Origin of the sequence: Salipiger sp. IMCC34102, assembly GCF_004145405.1 — a bacterium.
GTDB lineage: Bacteria > Pseudomonadota > Alphaproteobacteria > Rhodobacterales > Rhodobacteraceae > Loktanella.
Genome location: NZ_SELQ01000001.1, coordinates 818,044 through 837,106, shown reverse-complemented (window position 1 = coordinate 837,106; position 19,063 = coordinate 818,044). Strand labels below are relative to the sequence as shown.

Annotated in this window: 21 protein-coding genes; 5 read left to right on the top strand and 16 right to left on the bottom strand. The window is 64.3% G+C overall.

The window, feature by feature from the left end:
* Positions 1-6 precede the first annotated feature (6 nt).
* The 5 genes from EU805_RS04210 to EU805_RS04190 form a co-directional block, all read right to left on the bottom strand.
* Positions 7-1,539 carry an ATP-dependent RecD-like DNA helicase gene (locus tag EU805_RS04210; protein WP_129762666.1) on the bottom strand — a complete coding sequence of 511 codons (1,533 nt, stop codon included), beginning with the start codon at positions 1,537-1,539 and terminating at the stop codon, positions 7-9.
* 106 nt (positions 1,540-1,645) lie between these two features.
* Positions 1,646-2,449, bottom strand: a complete 804-nt coding sequence (locus EU805_RS04205) for a LuxR family transcriptional regulator (RefSeq protein WP_129762665.1) — start codon at positions 2,447-2,449, stop codon at positions 1,646-1,648.
* Complete coding sequence (locus EU805_RS04200; protein ID WP_129762664.1) at positions 2,403-2,594, bottom strand: hypothetical protein; 192 nt, start codon at positions 2,592-2,594, stop codon at positions 2,403-2,405. Before EU805_RS04200 ends, EU805_RS04205 begins: the two co-directional genes overlap by 47 nt.
* A gap of 162 nt (positions 2,595-2,756) precedes the next feature.
* Complete coding sequence (ccrA, locus tag EU805_RS04195; RefSeq protein WP_129762663.1) at positions 2,757-4,025, bottom strand: crotonyl-CoA carboxylase/reductase; 1,269 nt, start codon at positions 4,023-4,025, stop codon at positions 2,757-2,759.
* 110 nt (positions 4,026-4,135) lie between these two features.
* Complete coding sequence (locus EU805_RS04190) at positions 4,136-5,548, bottom strand: 1-acyl-sn-glycerol-3-phosphate acyltransferase (protein ID WP_129762662.1); 1,413 nt, start codon at positions 5,546-5,548, stop codon at positions 4,136-4,138.
* Positions 5,549-5,669: 121 nt separating this feature from the next.
* Between EU805_RS04190 and EU805_RS04185 the strand changes: the two genes are divergently transcribed.
* On the top strand, positions 5,670-7,637 hold the full coding sequence (locus EU805_RS04185; protein WP_129762661.1) for a methylmalonyl-CoA mutase family protein: 1,968 nt from the start codon (positions 5,670-5,672) through the stop codon (positions 7,635-7,637).
* 77 nt (positions 7,638-7,714) lie between these two features.
* Complete coding sequence (locus EU805_RS04180; protein ID WP_129762660.1) at positions 7,715-8,032, top strand: H-NS family nucleoid-associated regulatory protein; 318 nt, start codon at positions 7,715-7,717, stop codon at positions 8,030-8,032.
* On the opposite strand, the gene EU805_RS04175 is transcribed toward EU805_RS04180, so the two are convergent.
* A complete protein-coding gene (locus tag EU805_RS04175; RefSeq protein WP_165351880.1) occupies positions 8,029-8,547 on the bottom strand; it encodes a DUF4329 domain-containing protein in 519 nt (172 codons plus the stop codon). The two genes, EU805_RS04180 and EU805_RS04175, sit on opposite strands and share 4 nt — an antisense overlap.
* A 58-nt stretch (positions 8,548-8,605) precedes the next feature.
* Between EU805_RS04175 and deoD the strand changes: the two genes are divergently transcribed.
* Entirely contained in the window at positions 8,606-9,310 is a 705-nt protein-coding gene (gene deoD, locus EU805_RS04170; protein ID WP_129762658.1) for a purine-nucleoside phosphorylase, read from the top strand.
* Between the two features lie 221 nt (positions 9,311-9,531).
* On the opposite strand, the gene EU805_RS04165 is transcribed toward deoD, so the two are convergent.
* The 9 genes from EU805_RS04165 to EU805_RS04125 form a co-directional block, all read right to left on the bottom strand.
* Positions 9,532-10,311 (bottom strand): succinate dehydrogenase iron-sulfur subunit, encoded by a 780-nt coding sequence (locus EU805_RS04165; RefSeq protein WP_129762657.1) that lies wholly within the window; start codon positions 10,309-10,311, stop codon positions 9,532-9,534.
* A gap of 1 nt (position 10,312) precedes the next feature.
* Entirely contained in the window at positions 10,313-10,609 is a 297-nt protein-coding gene (locus tag EU805_RS04160; RefSeq protein ID WP_129762656.1) for a hypothetical protein, read from the bottom strand.
* Complete coding sequence (sdhA, locus tag EU805_RS04155; RefSeq protein ID WP_129762655.1) at positions 10,609-12,414, bottom strand: succinate dehydrogenase flavoprotein subunit; 1,806 nt, start codon at positions 12,412-12,414, stop codon at positions 10,609-10,611. The genes EU805_RS04160 and sdhA overlap by 1 nt, the downstream gene beginning before the upstream one ends.
* 15 nt (positions 12,415-12,429) lie before the next feature.
* The gene (gene sdhD / locus EU805_RS04150; RefSeq protein WP_129762654.1) at positions 12,430-12,801 is read right to left on the bottom strand and encodes a succinate dehydrogenase, hydrophobic membrane anchor protein; all 372 of its coding nucleotides are present in this window, start codon (positions 12,799-12,801) and stop codon (positions 12,430-12,432) included.
* Between the two features lie 11 nt (positions 12,802-12,812).
* A complete protein-coding gene (sdhC, locus tag EU805_RS04145) occupies positions 12,813-13,196 on the bottom strand; it encodes a succinate dehydrogenase, cytochrome b556 subunit (RefSeq protein ID WP_129762653.1) in 384 nt (127 codons plus the stop codon).
* 208 nt (positions 13,197-13,404) lie between these two features.
* Positions 13,405-14,430, bottom strand: a complete 1,026-nt coding sequence (locus EU805_RS04140; protein ID WP_129762652.1) for a MaoC family dehydratase — start codon at positions 14,428-14,430, stop codon at positions 13,405-13,407.
* Positions 14,427-14,633: a DUF1737 domain-containing protein gene (locus tag EU805_RS04135; protein ID WP_129762651.1), complete on the bottom strand. Its 207-nt coding sequence runs from the start codon at positions 14,631-14,633 to the stop codon at positions 14,427-14,429. The genes EU805_RS04140 and EU805_RS04135 overlap by 4 nt, the downstream gene beginning before the upstream one ends.
* A gap of 4 nt (positions 14,634-14,637) precedes the next feature.
* Positions 14,638-15,183, bottom strand: coding sequence for an NnrU family protein (locus EU805_RS04130; protein WP_129762650.1), 546 nt, complete (start codon positions 15,181-15,183; stop codon positions 14,638-14,640).
* Positions 15,180-16,022 (bottom strand): CoA ester lyase, encoded by an 843-nt coding sequence (locus tag EU805_RS04125; RefSeq protein ID WP_129762649.1) that lies wholly within the window; start codon positions 16,020-16,022, stop codon positions 15,180-15,182. The genes EU805_RS04130 and EU805_RS04125 overlap by 4 nt, the downstream gene beginning before the upstream one ends.
* A gap of 229 nt (positions 16,023-16,251) precedes the next feature.
* On the opposite strand from EU805_RS04125, the gene EU805_RS04120 reads away from it, so the two are divergent.
* On the top strand, positions 16,252-17,028 hold the full coding sequence (locus tag EU805_RS04120) for a PRC-barrel domain-containing protein (protein WP_129762648.1): 777 nt from the start codon (positions 16,252-16,254) through the stop codon (positions 17,026-17,028).
* A 50-nt stretch (positions 17,029-17,078) separates the two neighbouring features.
* Here EU805_RS04120 and EU805_RS04115 read toward each other — a convergent pair whose 3' ends face one another.
* The gene (locus EU805_RS04115) at positions 17,079-17,834 is read right to left on the bottom strand and encodes a sulfite exporter TauE/SafE family protein (RefSeq protein ID WP_129762647.1); all 756 of its coding nucleotides are present in this window, start codon (positions 17,832-17,834) and stop codon (positions 17,079-17,081) included.
* Positions 17,835-17,968: 134 nt separating this feature from the next.
* Here EU805_RS04115 and mdh point away from each other — a divergent pair, with 134 nt between their 5' ends.
* Positions 17,969-18,931, top strand: a complete 963-nt coding sequence (mdh, locus tag EU805_RS04110; RefSeq protein ID WP_129762646.1) for a malate dehydrogenase — start codon at positions 17,969-17,971, stop codon at positions 18,929-18,931.
* Positions 18,932-19,063: the final 132 nt, after the last annotated feature.

Here is a 19,063-nt window from a genome sequence, read left to right as displayed (position 1 = left end):
GCCCGGTCAGCCCGCCTCGTCCGGTTGCAGAACCAGGGGCGCGGGGGCTGCGACGAGGTCGTCGACGCGCAAGACCGGATTTTCGGGCTTTGCCAGCCGGTTTCGCACGACCCAGCGCAGCTGGCGCTCGGCGCGGGTGATCGCGACGTATGCCAGGCGCTTCCACAGGGGCTGGCCCGCCTCGACCCGCCCCATGCGAGAGGCCATCTCGATATCCGGGGCGAAGACCTGCACCGTATCCCACTGCGACCCCTGTGCCTTGTGGATCGTGACCGCGGCGCCGTGCAGGAAGGTCGCCCCCATCTTGGCCGCGAAGGGGATGAAAGGTTCCTCGTCGCCCTCGTGTTCGATCTTGACGATGCTGGCCGCGGACATCTGCGGGTCGAGCGCGCCGATCAGGTGCAACCTGCTGAAGCCCGGGCGCTTGCCCGGCCCGAGGTAGATCACCTGCGCCCCCTTGATCAGGCCGCGCGCTTCGAGATCCAGCCGCTTCTTGCGGTGCTTCATCGGCAGCTCGATCCCGTCGCAGATAAGCGGCTCACCTTCCAGAAGGCTGTCGGCGGGCGCGTCATAGGCGGCGCGGAAGGCATGGATCAGGCGGATGCGGGTCTTGTTGGTCCAGACCAGCACCGGGGAGCGCGCCATGAGGTCCGATTCGACACGCTGCGCCATGACCACGCGGTCGTCGCGCTCGGCGGCGTCGGCCACCATGCGCTCGAAATGGTAGAAGTCGATCATCGGGTCGGCCAGCGCATGGGCCAGGTCCAGGATCGGGTTGTCCGCGTCCTGCCTGTGGATGCGGCTGAGCGTACGGACAAAAGGCGCGGGCAACGTCTCGAACACCATTCCGCCAGAGGATTGCACGGGCGGCAGCTGCGCGGGATCGCCGAAGAGCAGGAGGGTGGGGAAGATCTCCTTGAGATCCTCGAACTGCTTTTCATCCAGCATGGAGGATTCGTCGACGAAGCCGATGTCGAGTGGGTCCTCGCGCCGTTTCCATCCGGTGATGAAATCCGATCCCCGCAGACCCGCCGCCGCGAGGGCCGCCGGGATCGAGGTATGGGCCTGGTAGCTCGCCGCCGCGCGGTCGAGCGCGAGGTCGGTCAGCCCCTCGATCTCGGGCCGGTCCCCCTGCCCTGCCAACCATTCGGCGACGCGTTCGTACTCCGGATCGTAGACCGGCGTATAGAGGATCCGGTGGATCGTCGTCGCGGGCACGCCCCGGGCGCGCAGCACGCTTGCGGCCTTGTTGGTGGGGGCGAGAATCGCGAGCGTCCGCCGGTTGGGGCGCTTCTTTCCTTCCCAGTCGCCCGAGACGATATCGACGCCGGCCTCCGCCAGCGCGCGGTAGAGCCGTGCCAAAAGCATTGTCTTGCCGCTGCCCGCCTTGCCGATCACCGCCATGACGGCGCTGTCGTCGGTCTGTGGCGGCTGAAGCAGTTCGTCGGCCAGATCGATGCCCGCCTGACGCAGGACGACCGAGACCGCATCCCAGGCCTCGGCCTGATCGTCGGAGAAGGTGATGGCGGGGACGCTCATGGCGCGAACCTAACGGTGGCGGCGTAGCACCGCCAGCGCAATCCGGCAGCGCATACGGGGGACCGTGACGGCGCCGGGCTATGGTCCGGCCTGTGAGTGACGCTGTTCAGTCGGACAGGTCCTTTGTCCCCGGCGCCCTGCGCAATCCCGGCCAATCCGGGTTCGATCCGCGCGGCGAGCCACCCGACAGGATCAGCCCTTCGGCCACCGCGCGGGCCACGGCCTGCGTCGTGTTCTGCGCGCCCAGCTTCCGCCGCGCACCTTCGATGTAGCTGCGCAGGGTATGCTCGGAAATCGACATCAAATCAGCTGCTTGGGCCCGCCCGTACCCCATTCCAAGATAGCTGAGCGCGTCCAGTTCCCGCGGCGACAAGAGCGCTGAGGGATCGGGGACGCGTTCGGCATGCACGCGCAAGACGTGAACATTGATGTGATGGGCCAGTAGCACAAGTTCGCCCTTGTAGGCGGAAATGAAATCGTCCCAGGTCGCGTCGTCGCAGTTGCTGGACACCGTCAAGAGCGAGAATTGACCCGCCGGCCCGCGGATGGGCACTGTCAGACCCTGGTTTCCGACGCCATGACGTATCGCGTCCTCCCGCAGGTCCCGCGCGGGCTTCGAGGACCAGTCGATCGTCTTCCAGTCCAAGGGTTCGAAGCTTCGAAAACTGCACTGCACGACGGGATCGATGCGAACGTAGTCCCGGTCGGAATAGCGCTGCACCCATGCGTTGTCGTACGTGCCGAAACCGAGTTGCCCACCGTCCACGCTGACCCAGTGATAGACCACGTGATCGACCTTGAGGGTTTCACGCAGGTAAGGGACGAGCGCCTGGAAGTCGTCGAGATCGCTCGCGACTTCCAGTTCAGCCAGAAATGCCTCCGTCAGTACGCTGACCGCGCTCTGTCCCATCCATCACCTCGCGGGACATGGTTCGAACCTCATTCTTGGCGGCTTCGACAGCGTCACGCAGGCAACCTGCCACCGACGGCAGATCGTTTTCCCGCGCAAAGGCTTCGAGGTCGTCAAGTACGTCGATGATCCATTTCTGTCCCACGGCAGTGTCCCTCGCTAATTATTAACAAAAGGTTAAAGAATAACCTCGGGTTGTTCCTGACCCTACCAATCGGACCGAATATTGAACCTCACCATTTTGGGGGGGGGGCGACTGAGGCCCCGGCCATGAAATTTGCGTCGTCCGTTGTGGGTGTCCCAGGTATCAGGATGGATTGCGGGCGTCCTCGATCGTGCGCAGACCGGTCCGCGGGCTCTGGACCAGCACCGCCATGTTGCCCGGCTTGTGCTGGTTCTTGCGCATCTTGGTATGCGCGGCCGGGATCTGGTCCCAGCCAAAGACCTCGGACATGCAAGGATCCAGGCGACGCTCGATCATCAGCTTGTTCGCGGCAGAGGCCTGGGCCAGGTTCGCGAAATGGCTCCCCTGCAGGCGCTTCTGGTGCATCCACATGTAGCGCACGTCGAAGGTCAGGTTGTACCCCGTGGTGCCCGCGCAGATGACGACCATGCCGCCGCGCTTGCACACGAAGGTGGACACCGGGAACGTCGCCTCGCCGGGGTGCTCGAAGACCATGTCGACGTTGTTGCCCTTGCCGGTGATGTCCCAGATCGCCTTGCCGAACTTGCGCGTCTCGGCGAACCACGCGGCGTATTCGGGCGTATTCACCGTGGGCATCTGGCCCCAGCAGTCGAAATCGTTGCGGTTCAGGACACCTTTCGCGCCGAGCGACATGACGAACTCGCGTTTCGATTCGTCCGAGATCACGCCGATCGCGTTCGCCCCCGCCGTGTTGATCAGCTGGATGGCGTAAGATCCAAGACCGCCCGAGGCGCCCCAGACCAGCACGTTCTGGCCCGGCTTCAGCTCGTGCGGGTGATGCCCGAAAAGCATCCTGTAGGCGGTGGCCAGCGTCAGCGTGTAGCAGGCCGATTCCTCCCAGGTCAGGTGCCGGGGACGGGGCATCAGCTGCTGGGACTGGACGCAGGTGAACTGCGCGAAGGACCCGTCGGGCGTCTCGTATCCCCAGATCCGCTGGCTTGGCGAATACATCGGATCGCCACCGTTGCAGTGTTCGTCGTCGCCGTCGTCCTGGTTGCAGTGGATGACCACCTCGTCCCCGATCTTCCAACGCTTCACCTTGTCACCCACCGCGTAGACGATGCCCGAGGCGTCGGAGCCCGCGATGTGGAATTCCGCCTTGTGCACGTCGAAGGGGCTGATCGGCACGCCAAGGCCGGCCCAGACGCCGTTGTAGTTGACGCCGGCCGCCATCACCATGACCAGCACTTCGTTGCTGTCGGGCTTCGGGACGTCCACCACCTCGATCTCGAACGCCTTGTCGGGCTCGCCATGTCGCGCGCGGCGGATGGTCCAGGCATACATCCGCTCCGGAACGTGGCCGAGCGGGGGAAGTTCACCGACCTCGTAGAGGGATTTTTCCGCCATCGCGGTTGCTTGGTCGAGCGCCATGTCCGTCTCCATCTTGCATATCCGTATCGCCGCACCGCAGAATCGGCGCTTGCGGTTCAATATGCAATCGCAGCGTAACTAAGCAACGCAAAATTTGTTGTTTTTGAAATTTAGTTGCGCGCCGGATCCCCGACTTCGGCAACGGCCGGATCCGGCCTTTCCACAGGGTCGTCGAAATGATGGGCGATCGAGGTTGCGTAGTAGGTCAGGACATCCTGACCCTGCTCGGTCACGGTGATGGCGCCATTCTCGCGGATCAATCCGCGTTTGCTGAACCGGGCGAGGGTATCGTCCACCTGCTCTTGCGGCGTGCGCCGCGGCAAGGGCATGTCCTGCAAGGCCAGGTCAGCCAGGCAGCCCGTCGTCCGGTCCAGGAGCATTTCGCGCGTCAGGCCGTCCTCCTCCAGCAGGAGTCGCGCGATCAACGGGGCGGCGAGGACCGGGACCACGTGACGGACCCGCTCCATCAGTTCGTCCGCGACGGCCTCTGTCGGATCGTCACCGTCGAGGGTGTCCAGAAACAGCGAAAGCTCCAACGGTTGCCCGAAACCGACCGAGGCCGTGCCGAAGGTATCGAACTGGCGCGTGACCCGTTGCCACAGGTGGGTGAAGACGCCGTGCAGGATCGTCGAGGTCGGCGGCCGGAACCGGCGGTTGCCACGCTTGGCCGCGCGAATCAGGAACTGGTCCTCGATGGTCCGGTCGTAGTTCAGGCCAACGGGAATGAAGATCACGTCGCGCTTGCCGGGGCGATAGTTCGAGACGATGTAGTTCAGCAGCCCGAGCTTCGGACGATTGACCGCGCCGGAGAGTGACAATCCGCCTTCGGGGAACATGGCCTGCGTGACGCCACCCTCGGTCGCCATCTGCACGTAACGCGCGAGAACCCGGCGATACAATTCGCCGCGCGACTGGCGACGGATGAAGTAGGCGCCCAGCATGCGGATCAGTCCCGAAAGCGGCCAGACCCGGGCCCATTCGCCCACTGCGTAGGAAAGGGCCCCCGCCCGGCTGACCAGGTAGGTGACCAGCACGTAATCCATGTTCGAGCGGTGGTTCATCACGAAGATGATCGTGGCGTCGGGATCCAGCTCCTCGAGCGCCTCGCGCGGGTAGGTCGCGATCCGCACGCGGTAAAGCGAATTGGACAGCCAACGCGCCAGACGCATTCCAACGGTGAAATACGCGGTAGCCGAAAAGCCCGGAACGATCTCGCGCGCGTATTTCTGCGCCTGTTCGAAGGCGACCGCCTCTGGCACGTCGTTTGCCTTCGCGTGCTCCACGACGGCGGCACTGACCTCGGGGTCGTAGATCAGGCGCTGGATCATGTCGTGGCGGCGCGCCAGCTTGAAAGGCTCGATCGGGCGGGCAAGGCGCGTGTTTACCCGCGCGATCACCCGTTCCGCACGCTTGCGGAAGAACCAGCGCACCGACGGAAACAGGAAGTGCGACGCGAAAGTCACGGCGGCAAAGAGCACGATCAGCACGAAGGCCCAGAGCGGAAGTGTGACCGGATGCGTCATGTCCCATTGGTGGCAGGCTTTGGCCTGCACGACAATGGCAGGCTGCGGATGCTGCGATGCGGCGACTTGACCTGGGCTTATTGTGTCGAATATCAGTTCATAGTTGAAATAAAATTACGCAATGGATTCCGCCATGCCCGATCGTCCCTGGTTGTTTCGTACCTATGCCGGCCACTCGACGGCGAAGGCGTCCAACGCGCTCTATCGGACCAACCTCGAAAAAGGGCAGACAGGCCTCTCCGTCGCCTTCGACCTTCCCACGCAGACCGGTTACGACAGTGACCACGAACTCGCGGTCGGCGAGGTCGGCAAGGTGGGCGTCCCGGTTTGTCACATGGGTGACATGGCCGCCCTCTTCGACGAGATACCGCTCGAGCGGATGAACACGTCGATGACGATCAACGCGACAGCGCCCTGGTTGCTGGCGCTCTACATCGCGGTAGCCGAGGAACAGGGTGCCGACGTAAGGGCCCTTCAAGGGACCGTGCAGAACGATCTGATCAAGGAATACCTTTCGCGCGGTACTTATATCTGCCCGCCGGCCCCATCCTTGCGAATGATTACCGATGTCGCGGCCTATACCCGCGAATACCTGCCGAAATGGAACCCGATGAATGTCTGTTCCTACCATTTGCAGGAAGCGGGCGCGACACCGGAAGAGGAATTGTCATTCGCCCTTGCAACCGCCACGGCAGTTCTCGACGATTTGCGCGACAAGGTCCCGGCGGAACATTTTCCGCAAATGGTCGGGCGAATCTCGTTCTTCGTGAATGCCGGCATCCGTTTCGTGACCGAATTGTGCAAGATGCGCGCATTCGTCGAATTGTGGGACGAAATCTGCCGCGATCGCTACGGGGTCGAGGATGCGCGCTATCGCCGCTTTCGCTACGGGGTGCAGGTCAACTCGCTCGGCCTGACCGAGCAGCAGCCCGAAAACAACGTCTACCGCATCCTGATCGAGATGCTGGCCGTCACCCTGTCGAAGAACGCCCGCGCCCGGGCCGTGCAATTGCCTGCCTGGAACGAGGCGCTGGGTCTGCCGCGCCCTTGGGACCAGCAATGGTCGCTTCGGATGCAGCAGATCCTGGCCTACGAGACGGACCTTCTGGACTACGACGACCTGTTCGACGGCAATCCCGCGATCGAGCGCAAGGTCGCGGCGCTGAAAGAAGGGGCGCGCGCCGAGCTGGCGCAGATCGACGCCATGGGAGGCGCGGTCGAGGCGATCGGCTACATGAAAAGCCGCCTCGTCGACAGCAATGCCGCCCGGATCGACGGGATCGAGGCAGGATCCACCACGGTCGTCGGCGTGAACGCCTGGCAGACCGGGGAACCTTCCCCCCTTACGGCAGGCGACGGCGCGATCATGACGGCGGATCCTGACGCCGAGGCCGATCAGTTGCGCCGACTCAGCGCATGGAAAGGCAACCGGGACGCGCAGGCCGTGGCCACGGCGCTCGACGATCTGCGCCGGGCGGCGCGGGATGGGTCGAACATTATGCCGCCCTCCATCGCCGCTGCGAAAGCGGGCGTCACGACCGGCGAATGGGCCGACGTGGTGCGAGAGGTCTTCGGTCAGTTCCGCGCGCCGACCGGCGTCAGCGCAAACCGCTCCAACCGGACAGAAGGGCTGGACGATCTTCGGGCGCGCGTCGACGCGGTGTCCCACAAGCTGGGGCGTCGATTGAAGTTCCTGGTCGGCAAACCCGGCCTCGACGGTCATTCCAACGGGGCCGAGCAGATTGCCGCCCGCGCGCGCGACTGCGGAATGGACATCTCGTACGAAGGCATCCGCCTGACCCCGGACGAACTGGTTGCCGCCGCGCGCAAGGATGCGGCCCACGTGATCGGCCTGTCGATCCTGTCGGGCTCCCACGTGCCACTCATAGAGAAATTCATGCGCAAATTGCACGAGGCCGGTTTGGGCCATATTCCGGTCATTGCAGGTGGGATCATTCCCGAAGCAGACAGGGAAAGGCTTTTACAACTAGAGGTGGTACGAATCTACACGCCGAAGGATTTCCAGATTAATCAGATTATGGATGATATCGTTTCTCTCGTGGAAGCGCGGGAAATCGCGGCTGAATAGGGTCTATTGCCTCGACGGCTTGTTTACCCCATAGGAGGTATATAGATGCCTCATTCAGGCCGCAAAAGGACACAACCATGGATATCAACCTCAAGGACATGTCGCGCAAGGAACTGGAAAAACTGCGCAAGGATGTCGACAAGGCACTCGAGAACGTCGCCTCGCGTGAGTTGAAAATGGCGCAGGAAGCCGCTGCCAGAGCTGCCGCCGAATACGGCTATTCGCTGAAGGAAGTCACCGAATTGGCCCCCAGGAAAGCGGCGGGCACGAAATCGGCGCCCAAGTATCGCAACCCCGACAATGCCGACCAGACCTGGACCGGCAAGGGCCGTCAGCCCGACTGGTACAAGACCGCGATCGAAAACGGTGCCGATCCCGCGTCGATGGCAATCTAATACCCCAGGGCCCGCTCGAGATCCTCGAAGGAATATCCATCGAGGATCTCGCCGGTCAGACCTTTGCGAAAGCCCGGCGCCACCGGCAGGCAGCCGATCCCGCAGATCAGATGCGCGCTGCGGTTCCGCCCCGAGACGATCCAGAATCGGCCGCCGGGTGTGGCGACATACCCATTCAGGAAGGCCCCAGCGTCGCCGTCGACATCGATCGTGCTGGGCAACTCGTTGTAATACCCTTCATCGAAGGCGCCGTGGGTGTGATAGGACGCGGTAACGGCAAGGTCCGTCGGGTAGGGTGCTGCGCAACTGTCCATCGTTCCTTCCACGGCGGGCGTCGCCTTGAGCTTCCCCTTGTCGTCGTATCCGATGAATCCACAATGCTCCCGCCGCTTGCGGAAGGACGGCTCCTGCAGGCGGGCCAGGGTCTTCTGGGCAAGGTCGACTTCTTCCACCGATTGAGCCCCGGCCGGACCAACGAGGCCAATGGCCGACAACAGGATAACGAGGACGCGCATCGCTTTTCTTTCTTCGGGCTTTGGCCAATAGTAGCGGCAAACGGAAAAGGAAAAACCCATGACCCCTCACATTGCCGCCAAACCCGGCGATATCGCCGAAACCGTCCTGATGCCGGGCGACCCCTACCGCGCGAAATGGGCAGCGGAGACGTACCTGACCGACGCGAAGTGCATCAACGAAGTCCGCGGCATGCTGGGTTTCACGGGCACGTGGAACGGTAATCGCGTGACGATCATGGGCTCGGGCATGGGAATGCCCTCCATGTCGATCTACGCCAACGAGCTGATCAAGGAATACGATGCGCAGACCCTGATCCGAATCGGCAGCTGCGGCGCGATGCAGGACCACGTGAAGGTCCGCGACGTGGTGCTGGCGATGACCGCGACCTCGACCGGCACGCCGTCCAAGACGATCTTCAAGGAAATCGACTACGCGCCCCATTGCGACTTCGGCCTGCTCCAGGCCGCGCACGCCGCGGCCCAGGGTCGCGACGCCACCACCCACGTGGGCTCGATCTACTCCTCGGACACTTTCTATTCCGAGCGCAACGACCTGACCGAGCAAATGATTCGCCACGGTGTCCTCGCGGTGGAGATGGAAGCCGCGGAGCTTTACATCTTGGCCGCGCGCTACAAACGGCGGGCGCTGGCGGTCATGACGGTCAGCGATCACATCATCAGCGGCGAGGCCCTGCCCAGCGACCAGCGCGAGCGGACTTTCGGCGACATGGTCGAAATCGCGCTGGAAGCGGCCTTCTCCTGAAGACCGGGCGCGCGATTGCGTGACTAAACCAAGGGCGGCGCCAATCCAGTCGCCGCCCTGCGCATTTCCCCAAGCCCGCAAACGAAAACGCCGCCCCGACGGAGCGACGTATCCCTTCTCTCGCCACGATCCGGTTTCATCTGGCCAGTTAAACTCCCGCCGGAGGCATGCCACCGGCAGGCGGCATTCCGGCTGGGCGAATCGCTACCGCCTTCGACCGATCAGACGATCCGCTCGACCATCATGTGCTTGATCTCGGCGATCGCCTTTGCCGGGTTCAACCCCTTCGGGCAGGTCTTGGCGCAGTTCATGATCGTATGGCAGCGGTAAAGCTTGAACGGATCCTCGAGGTCGTCCAGGCGCTCGCCCGTCGCCTCGTCGCGACTGTCGACGATCCAGCGGTGCGCGGCCAGAAGGGCGGCCGGCCCGAGGAAGCGGTCCTGGTTCCACCAGTAGGACGGGCAGGCCGTCGAGCAGCAGGCGCACATGATGCACTCGTAGCGGCCGTCCAGCTTCTCGCGATCCTCGATCGACTGGCGCCATTCCTTGGCGGGCGCATTGGTCTTGGTTTCCAGCCAGGGCATGATCGAGGCGTGCTGCGCATAGAAATGCGTCAGATCCGGGATCAAGTCCTTGATGACCGGCATGTGCGGCAGCGGATAGATCTTGATGTCGCCCGCGCTCTCATCCAGCCCGCGGATGCAGGCCAGGGTGTTCACGCCGTCGATGTTCATCGAACAGGATCCGCAAATCCCTTCACGGCAGGACCGGCGGAAGGCGAGGGTGGGGTCGATGTCGGTCTTGATCTTGATCAGGGCGTCCAGGACCATCGGCCCGCAGGTATCCAGATCGACGTGGTAGGTGTCGATCCGGGGATTCTTGCCGTCGTCGGGATTGTAGCGGTAGACCTGCACCTTCTTGGTGTTGGTCGCCCCTTGGGGCTTCGGCCAGGTCTTGCCCGTCACCATGCGGCTGTTCTTGGGCAGGGTCAGTTCAACCATGTCACAGGTCCTCTGTTGCGGGATCGGGCCGGGCGAGCGGCGCGGACCCGGTCAATTCGGTGTAGCATTCGGCGTAGACGAGGGCCGGATCGCGGCCCCGGATGAAATCGTCGGTGATCCCGATGGAGATCCCGGTCTGCACGCCCCGGTTGCTCGACACGCCGACTGCGACGGCGCCCGTGGGGGCGGCGGCACGGGCGGCGCGGTCCTGACAGCGCGCCTCGACCTCGAACGGGGTCAGGGGCCGCGGGGGACCGCAGGCCGCCAGCAGGCCGAACGCAAGGAGCGCGTAACGCATCAGTAAACCCGCTTCTTCGGAGCAATCTTGCTCATGTCGATTCCGCCCTCACCTTCGGTCGTCAGGGGATCCATGTGGACTGGACGATAGTACAAGTCGGTCTTGTTGCCCGTCACCTTTGCGAGAGAGTGCTTGCGCCAGTTGGTATCGTCGCGCTCGGGGTAGTCCTCGTGCGCGTGGGCGCCGCGGCTTTCCTTGCGCGCCTCTGCGCTGACGATGGTGGCCAGGGCATTGGGCATCAGGTTGGTCAGCTCGAGGCTTTCCATCAGGTCTGTGTTCCAGATGAGGCTGCGGTCGGTGACGTGCAGATCGTCGAGTTTCGCGGCGACCTCCGTCATCGTCTCGACCCCTTCGGCCAGCGTCTTGTCGGTGCGGAACACGGCGGCGTCGGCCTGCATGGCGTTCTGCATTTCCGCGCGCAACTCGGCCGTGGGGGTGCCGCCGTCGGCGTGGCGCACCTTGTCGAAGCGATCCAGCGCATACTCCACGCTGGCCTTGTTGGGCGTCGGGTTGGCGGAATTGCGGTCCACGACCTCGCCCGCCTTGATCGCCGCCGCGCGTCCGAAGACCACGAGGTCGATCAGAGAGTTCGAACCCAGACGGTTCGCCCCGTGGACCGAGGCACAGCCCGCCTCGCCCACGGCCATCAGGCCCGGCACGATGGCATCGGGGTTCTCTTCGGTGGGGTTCAGCACCTCGCCCCAGTAGTTCGTGGGGATGCCGCCCATGTTGTAATGCACCGTGGGCTGAACCGGAATCGGTTCCTTGGTCAGGTCCACGCCCGCGAAGATGCGCGCGGATTCTGTGATCCCGGGCAGGCGCAGGTCCAGTGTCTCCGGCGGCAGGTGATTGAGGTTCAGGTGGATGTGGTCCTTCTTGGGGCCGACACCGCGGCCTTCGCGGATCTCCATCGTCATGCAGCGGCTGACCACGTCACGCGACGCGAGGTCCTTGTAGGTCGGCGCATAGCGCTCCATGAACCGCTCGCCTTCGGAGTTCGTGAGATAGCCGCCCTCGCCCCGCGCGCCTTCGGTGATCAGGCAGCCTGCGCCGTAGATGCCGGTGGGGTGGAACTGCACGAATTCCATGTCCTGCAGGGGCAGGCCCTGACGCGCGACCATGCCGCCACCGTCGCCGGTGCAGGTATGCGCGGAGGTCGCCGAAAAATAGGCGCGGCCATATCCGCCGGTTGCCAGAACGGTGGTCTTGGCGCTGAAGAGGTGCAGCGTGCCGTCGTCCAGTTTCCAGGCCATGACGCCCTGGCAGACCCCGTCTTCGGACATGATGAGGTCGGTGGCGAAGTACTCGATGTAGAACTCGGCCTTTTCCTTCAGCGACTGACCGTAGAGCGTGTGCAGGATCGCGTGGCCGGTGCGGTCGGCGGCGGCGCAGGTGCGCTGCACGGGCGGGCCTTCCCCAAACTCGGTCGTGTGGCCACCGAAGGGGCGCTGGTAGATCTTGCCTTCCTCGGTGCGCGAGAACGGCACGCCGTAGTGCTCCAGCTCGTAAACCGCCTTGGGCGCCTCGCGGGCGAGGTATTCCATCGCATCGGTGTCGCCCAGCCAGTCGGAGCCCTTCACCGTGTCGTACATATGCCACTGCCAGTGGTCGGGGCCCATGTTCGACAGCGACGCGGCAATGCCGCCCTGCGCTGCAACCGTGTGCGAGCGGGTCGGGAACACCTTCGAGATACAGGCGGTCTTCAGCCCCTGTTCGGCAAGGCCAAGGGTCGCGCGCAGGCCGGAGCCTCCGGCGCCGACGACGATGGCATCGAAGGTATGGGTCTCGTATTCGTAGGCAGCCATTGGATCAGCTCCGGGTCAAAGGGCAAGGCGCACGACGGCCAGCACGCCGGCGGCGGCCGCGGCGTAGCTCAGGCAGATCATCGCGACGATCAGGGGGGCTTTCAGCGCGCCGTGGACGTAGTCCTCGATCAGGGTCTGGACCCCGCCGCGGAAGTGCAGGAAGCCGACGGCCAGCGTCAGGGCGGCGACGATCGAAGGGAACGGGCGCTGGTAATAGGCCACGACTTCCTCGTAGGGCGCGCCGTAGATCGCGCCGAAGGTGAAGACGAAGCAGGGGATCAGGATTAGCAGTGCGACGGAAGACACCTGCATCCGCCAGTGATGCTGGGTGCCGGAACGGGCGGATCCGTGCCCCGTGGCGCGTTTGCGAGCGGTCAGATAGGCCATGACGATCCCCCTCAGATCACGATTGCGGTGAAGATGGTCAGCAGCACCGCGACCAGGACCATCGCCTGGCCGGCGGTCTCCGCCTTGTCGACCTCAAGCATGTGCCCCTGGTCCCAGATCAGGTGACGGACGCCCGCCAGCGTGTGATACCAAAGCGCTGCCATCGACAGGAACATCACCAGATCGCCGAACCAGCTGGTGATGAAGCCGTCGGCGGCGGCGAAAGCCTCCGGCCCGGTCGCGGCGGCGATGAACCACCAGACGATCATGAGGGCCGCCACGATCAGCGCGTTGCCGGTGATCCGCGTGAAGATCGAGGTCATCGAGGTCCATTGCGGACGGTAGATCGTCAGATGCGGCGAAAGCGGGCGATTGCCCGGATTGGCTTTGGACATGAAGCGGCTCCCTTGATCGTGCCTTCGCCCCTGCACGGCGGCGTTGGACCATGTTCTGCACCATCGCCACGACGGTGTCACGGGGCGCGGTGCCGAAAACACCCGGTTAAACCGTCGCAGCGGCGGTATTCGCGCATTAGGTGATCACATTTTTCGGCGGTGTGATCGCAAGCCCGTCCGGGCAGGACGGATCGTGTCGATTGCGCGCTCAGACCGGCATCAGCGCCCAATAGTCGAGGTCCAGCAGAACCTCGCTCAGGTACGTGCCATCGTCCGAACGCAAGGCCCCGGCTGCCCCCCTCGTCGCCACCAGTCGCAGCCGGATCACGCCAACCCCGGGGGCCGGGGTACGGGCGGTGTCCAGCACCTGCGACCAGGCGCGGACGGTGTCGCCGGCGAAGCAGGGGTTGGCATGGGCGCCCGCGTTGATCGCGACGATCATCTGCGCGTTGGCCAGCCCGTTGAACGACAGGGCGCGCGCGAGGCTGATGACATGGCCCCCGTAGATCAACCGCTTGCCGTCGGCGCGGTGGGTCGCATCGAAATGCACCTTGGCGGTGTTCTGCCACAGACGGGTGGCCAGCATGTGCTCGGCCTCCTCGATGGTGACCGCGTCGACGTGGTCGATGATCTCTCCCACGGCATAGTCGCCAAGGCGGTGCGGCTCCCCCGCGCGGATGAAGTCGTAGTCGGTGAAGTCGAGGCCATCGGGAACAGCAAGGTCGGTCGCGGCGACCGCCTTCGAGAGCGTCGGGATGACCGGATCCGGGGCGGGCCCGTCTCCGCGCTTCCGCACCATGACCCAACGGACGTAGGACAGCACCTCGGTTCCGTGCTGGTTGCGGCCCGTTGTCCGGACCCAGACGACGCCGCTCTTGCCGTTGGAATTCTGCTTGATGCCGATGACCTCGGACGTGGCGGTGATCGTGTCACCGGGCCAGAGCGGGGCGAGAAAGCGCCCCTCCGCGTAGCCAAGGTTGGCCACCGCGTTCAGCGACACGTCCGGCACGGTCTTGCCGAAGACCGTGTGGAAGGCCACCAGGTCGTCCAGCGGGCTTGCAGGCAGACCACAGCCTTGCGCGAAGGTATCCGCCGAATGCAGCGCATGCCGCGCGGGATAGAGCGCGTGGTAGAGCGCCCGCTCGCCCGAGGTGACGGTGCGCGGGACGGCGTGTTCGATGACGTCACCGACCGCGTAATCCTCGAAGAACCGGCCCGCGTTGGTCTTGCTCACTGTTGGCCCAGCTTCATGTCGGGGTCGTAATCGGCCTCGACCTCCTTGGTCACGGCCTGTCCGCAGCGCATCACGCCATTGGCCTCGTCGAAGGCGTAGGTGGGCGTGCCGTACAGCTCCCAGCCCTTCGACAGGGCTTCCGAAACCTTATGGCAGAAGGCCGAGGTGTCGTCCTCGGTCAGAAAACGGAAGAGTTTGCTCATCAGATCACCCAAACGGATTGTAGCCGAGCCAGGCGTGGATCCCGGCGACGACGATATAAAGGACAAGGGTCGCCGCGATCGCGATCCATTCGGACTTGATCGGCGGCGCGTGATAGGCCCCGCGCGCGCCCTCGGCACGGTTGATCAACGCTATTTCCGCCAGCGCCCAGATCAGCAGCCCCCCGAAGAGCACGAAGGACGGCACGTCGCCGTTCACCAGCAGGTGGGCCACAGCCCAGACGCGGACGCCGGTCAACTGCGGGTGGCGGATCCAGCGGGTGACGCGGGTCTTCTTGCCCGAAGCGGCGAAGAGGTAGAAGGCCAGTAGCACGAGAAGGTTGTTGATGCCCGTCATGGCCGGGGTCCGGCCCCAGTAGACCGCCCCTTCGGCCGCGCGGTAGCCCAGGACCATCAGAACGATCCCAAGGACGCTGCCGATGGCGACGACCAGCTTGCCGCGATCACCGAAACGCGCGCGATGCGCGGGTGCCACCCGCTTCCACAGGTGCACGCCGGACCACAGGGCCAGTCCGAGAAGGAGAAGGATCATGAGCGCTCCAGTTCAGCGATCGCTTGGGCTTTCGCCAAGGTCGCGCGGGCCGTGACGATATGCAAGTTCTCCACGATGCGCCCGTCGAGGACGGCGACCCCCTGCCCATCGGCCACTGCGGCATCGAAGGCCTCGATCTGGCGGCGGGCGAGCGTGATCTCTTCCTCGGTCGGACCGAAGGCGGCGTTGGCGACGGCGATCTGCGCGGGATGGATCAGGGACTTGCCGTCGAAGCCCGTGTCACGCCCATCTTCACATTCGGCACGCAGGCCGTCCTCGTCGGTATAGGCGTTATAGACCCCGTCGATGGCCACGATTCCGGCGGCGCGCGCGGCCAGCAGGCTGTGTTGCAGCGCGGTGCGCAGACCGCCGCGGCCCCAGGCGGTCAGATCCTTGGCCAGATCGTTCGTCCCCATCACGATCCCCTCCAACCTGCGGTGGGCGCAGATCGTCTGGGCGTTCAACACGCCCAGGGGGGTCTCGATCATCGCCCAAAGCGCGAGGTCCGGCGCGACCTCCGCCACGGCGTCGAGGTCGGCGGGCCCGTCGACCTTCGGGATCAGAAGCCCGTCGCAGGGCGCCCTTGCAAAGGTCGCCGCGTCGTCCCGCCCCCAGTCGGTGTCGAACCCGTTGATCCGAACCAACCGCAAACGCGCGCCGTAACCACCCTCTTCGAGCGCCTCTGCCAAGGTGCCGCGCGCGCCGACCTTCGCATCCGGTGCGACGGCATCCTCAAGGTCGAACAGGATGGCATCGCAGGGCAGCCCCCGCGCCTTGTCCAGCGCACGCGGTTTCGAGCCCGGTATATAGAGAGCGGATCGGGTCGGTCGGGTGGTCATGGGTCGCCTCGCAATATTATTGCGTTTTGATGGCACGCCCCGACCGGATTGTTCAACCCCAAACGAATGACCCTGTGCGTAAGCGGTTTGCCGGCGCCATGGGCCAAAACCCGCCTATCCGAGCGTGTGTCATCATTTGTCCATGCAACCATTCGACCGCATCGAAAGTTGACTGGCCAGATGGGAAGACTGGGAGGTTTTCTCGTAACATGAAGAGAAGGTTGTTAAAATGAAAACCCTTATTTCCTCCACCGCGATCGCGATGCTGATTGCCAGCGGCGCCATCGCTCAGACCGAAACCACGACCGAGACGGACACCGATGCCGAGATGACCGAAACCGAAGACGGTGAAACGGTCCAGGAGATCGAGCCCGTCGAGCCCGAAGGTGAAGCCGCTGCAGAAGGCGAGCTGACGGTCGAAGACGAAGAGATGTCCGACACGGACGCGATGACCGATGACGGTGCCATGGCCGAAGAAGAGACCATGACCGACGACGGCGCGATGGCCGAAGAAGATACGACCATGACCGACGACGGTGCGATGGTCGAGGAAGACTCGACCATGACCGATGACGGCGCGATGACCGACGACGGCACCATGATGGACGACGACGGAATGGCCACCGGCGGCACGGTTGCGGATGACGGCGCCATGATGGACGACGGCACCATGACCGACGAAGCCGGCATGATCTCCCCGATGGAAGGCTACGCCGAGATGTCCTCGGAAGGCGCGACCGTCGAGCAGATCCAGGGAGCCGCGGTCTACGGTGGTGACATGAACGAGCTTGGCAACATCAACGACTTCGTCGTGACCGCCGAAGGCCAGATCACCGACGTCATCATCGACGTGGGCGGCTTCCTCGGCATCGGTGAAAAGCCGGTTGCCCTTGCATTCGACACCGTCACGCTGATGCAGCAGGTCGATGGCGAAGACATCCGTGTCTTCGTGCAGGAAACCGAAGAGCAGCTGGAAGCGATGGAAGAGTACGAAGGCGATATGTAATCGCTGCGTCTCGAACGAGATCTGGGCCGCTCCTTCGGGAGCGGCCCTTTTCATGTGAGCGCCAGCCAGAAAAGCCGGATCCCCGTTGCCACCAGCAGGGTGTATGTCAGACCGAAGAAGAAGCGCTCGGACACCATGTGATGTGCCTTGACGCCCAGCCAGGCCCCCAGAAGCGCGAACGGGGCCAGGATCAGATCGGCCAGCAAGGTCGCCTGCGTGAAGATCCCCAAAAAGACGTAGGGCACGAATTTCAGCAGGTTGATCGCCCAGAAGGTGATGATGCTCGTGGCCTGGTAACGCGTCTTCTCCATACCCAACCCAAGCGTGAAGACCGCGACCGGCGGACCGCCCGCGTGGCTGACGAAACTGGTGAACCCCGCCGCCGCACCCGCAACCCAGGCCCAGGGGCGCGAGAAGCGGAAATTGCCGACGCGCAGCACGCCCGCGGCGCGCGCCCACTGGTAGGCGACGAAGGCGATGCAGATCGTCCCGATCAAAATGCGGATCGCGTCGTCGTCCACCACCGTGTAGACCAGCGCCGCAACGGCCACCCCCGGCACGGCCCCGGTGATCAGACCGCGGGCGGCGGGCGCGTCCCATTTGCGCCAGTAGGGGCGCAGCGACGCCACGTCGACCAGCATCAAGAGCGGCAACATGATCCCGAGTGCGAGGCCGGGATCGATGAAGAGCGCCAGCGCCGCCGCCGAGACGAAGGACGCGCCCGAGCCGAATCCCGCCTTCGAGACCCCGGCGAAGATCACCGCGGGAATGGCGATGATGTAGAATGCGGGATCGAGAGGGCTCATCGTCCGGGACCTACCTTGCTGAAATCATTACCGTTAGCGCCCGCTGCGCCGTGGCCCTGCGGGGCACGCCCTTGCAGGAGGCCGCCCAAAGGACTACTCCGGCGCGAAGGTTACACATGACAGGACCCACTTCCATGGCCAGACCCAAGATTGCACTGATCGGCGCCGGACAGATCGGCGGAACGCTCGCCCACCTCGCCGCCGTCAAGGAACTGGGCGACGTCGTCCTCTTCGACATCGCCGAAGGCGCGCCGCAGGGCAAGGCCCTGGATATCGCCGAATCCGGCCCCTCGGGCAAGTTCGACGGCTCGTTCAAGGGCACCAACGATTACGCCGACATCGCGGGCGCGGATGTCTGCATCGTCACCGCCGGTGTCCCCCGCAAGCCGGGGATGAGCCGCGACGACCTGCTGGGCATCAACCTGAAGGTCATGAAATCCGTGGGCGAGGGCATCAAGGAACACGCCCCCGACGCCTTCGTGATCTGCATCACCAACCCGCTGGACGCGATGGTCTGGGCGCTGCGCGAATTCTCCGGCCTGCCGCACGCCAAGGTCTGCGGCATGGCGGGCGTTCTGGACAGCGCGCGTTTCCGTCACTTCCTGGCGGAGGAATTCAAGGTCTCCATGCGCGACGTCACGGCCTTCGTGCTGGGCGGCCATGGCGACACGATGGTGCCGCTGACGCGCTATTCCACCGTCGCCGGCATCCCCCTGCCCGATCTGGTCGAGATGGGCTGGACGACGCAGGAAAAGATGGACGCCATCGTCCAGCGCACCCGTGACGGCGGCGCAGAGATCGTGGGCCTGCTCAAGACCGGGTCCGCTTTCTACGCCCCCGCGCAATCCGCGATCGAGATGGCCGAGGCCTACCTCAAGGACCAGAAGCGCGTGCTGCCCTGTGCCGCCCATGTGGAGGGCGCCTACGGTCTCGACGGCTTCTATGTCGGCGTGCCGACCGTGATCGGTGCCAAGGGCATCGAGCGCGTGGTCGAGATCAAGATGAACAAGGAAGAGCAGGCGATGTTCGACAAGTCCGTCGATGCGGTGAAGGGTCTCGTCGCGGCCTGCAAGGAGATCGACGCCTCGTTGGCCTGATATCCAATTCAGCGGCACCCCTTCGCGGGGCCGTGACATCGACATGAGCGCGCCGGATCGCGAGGTCCGGCGCGCTTTTTCGTGTCCGGTACTTGCGTTCCACCGAGAGGGACAAAGGACTTCGGGAGGATG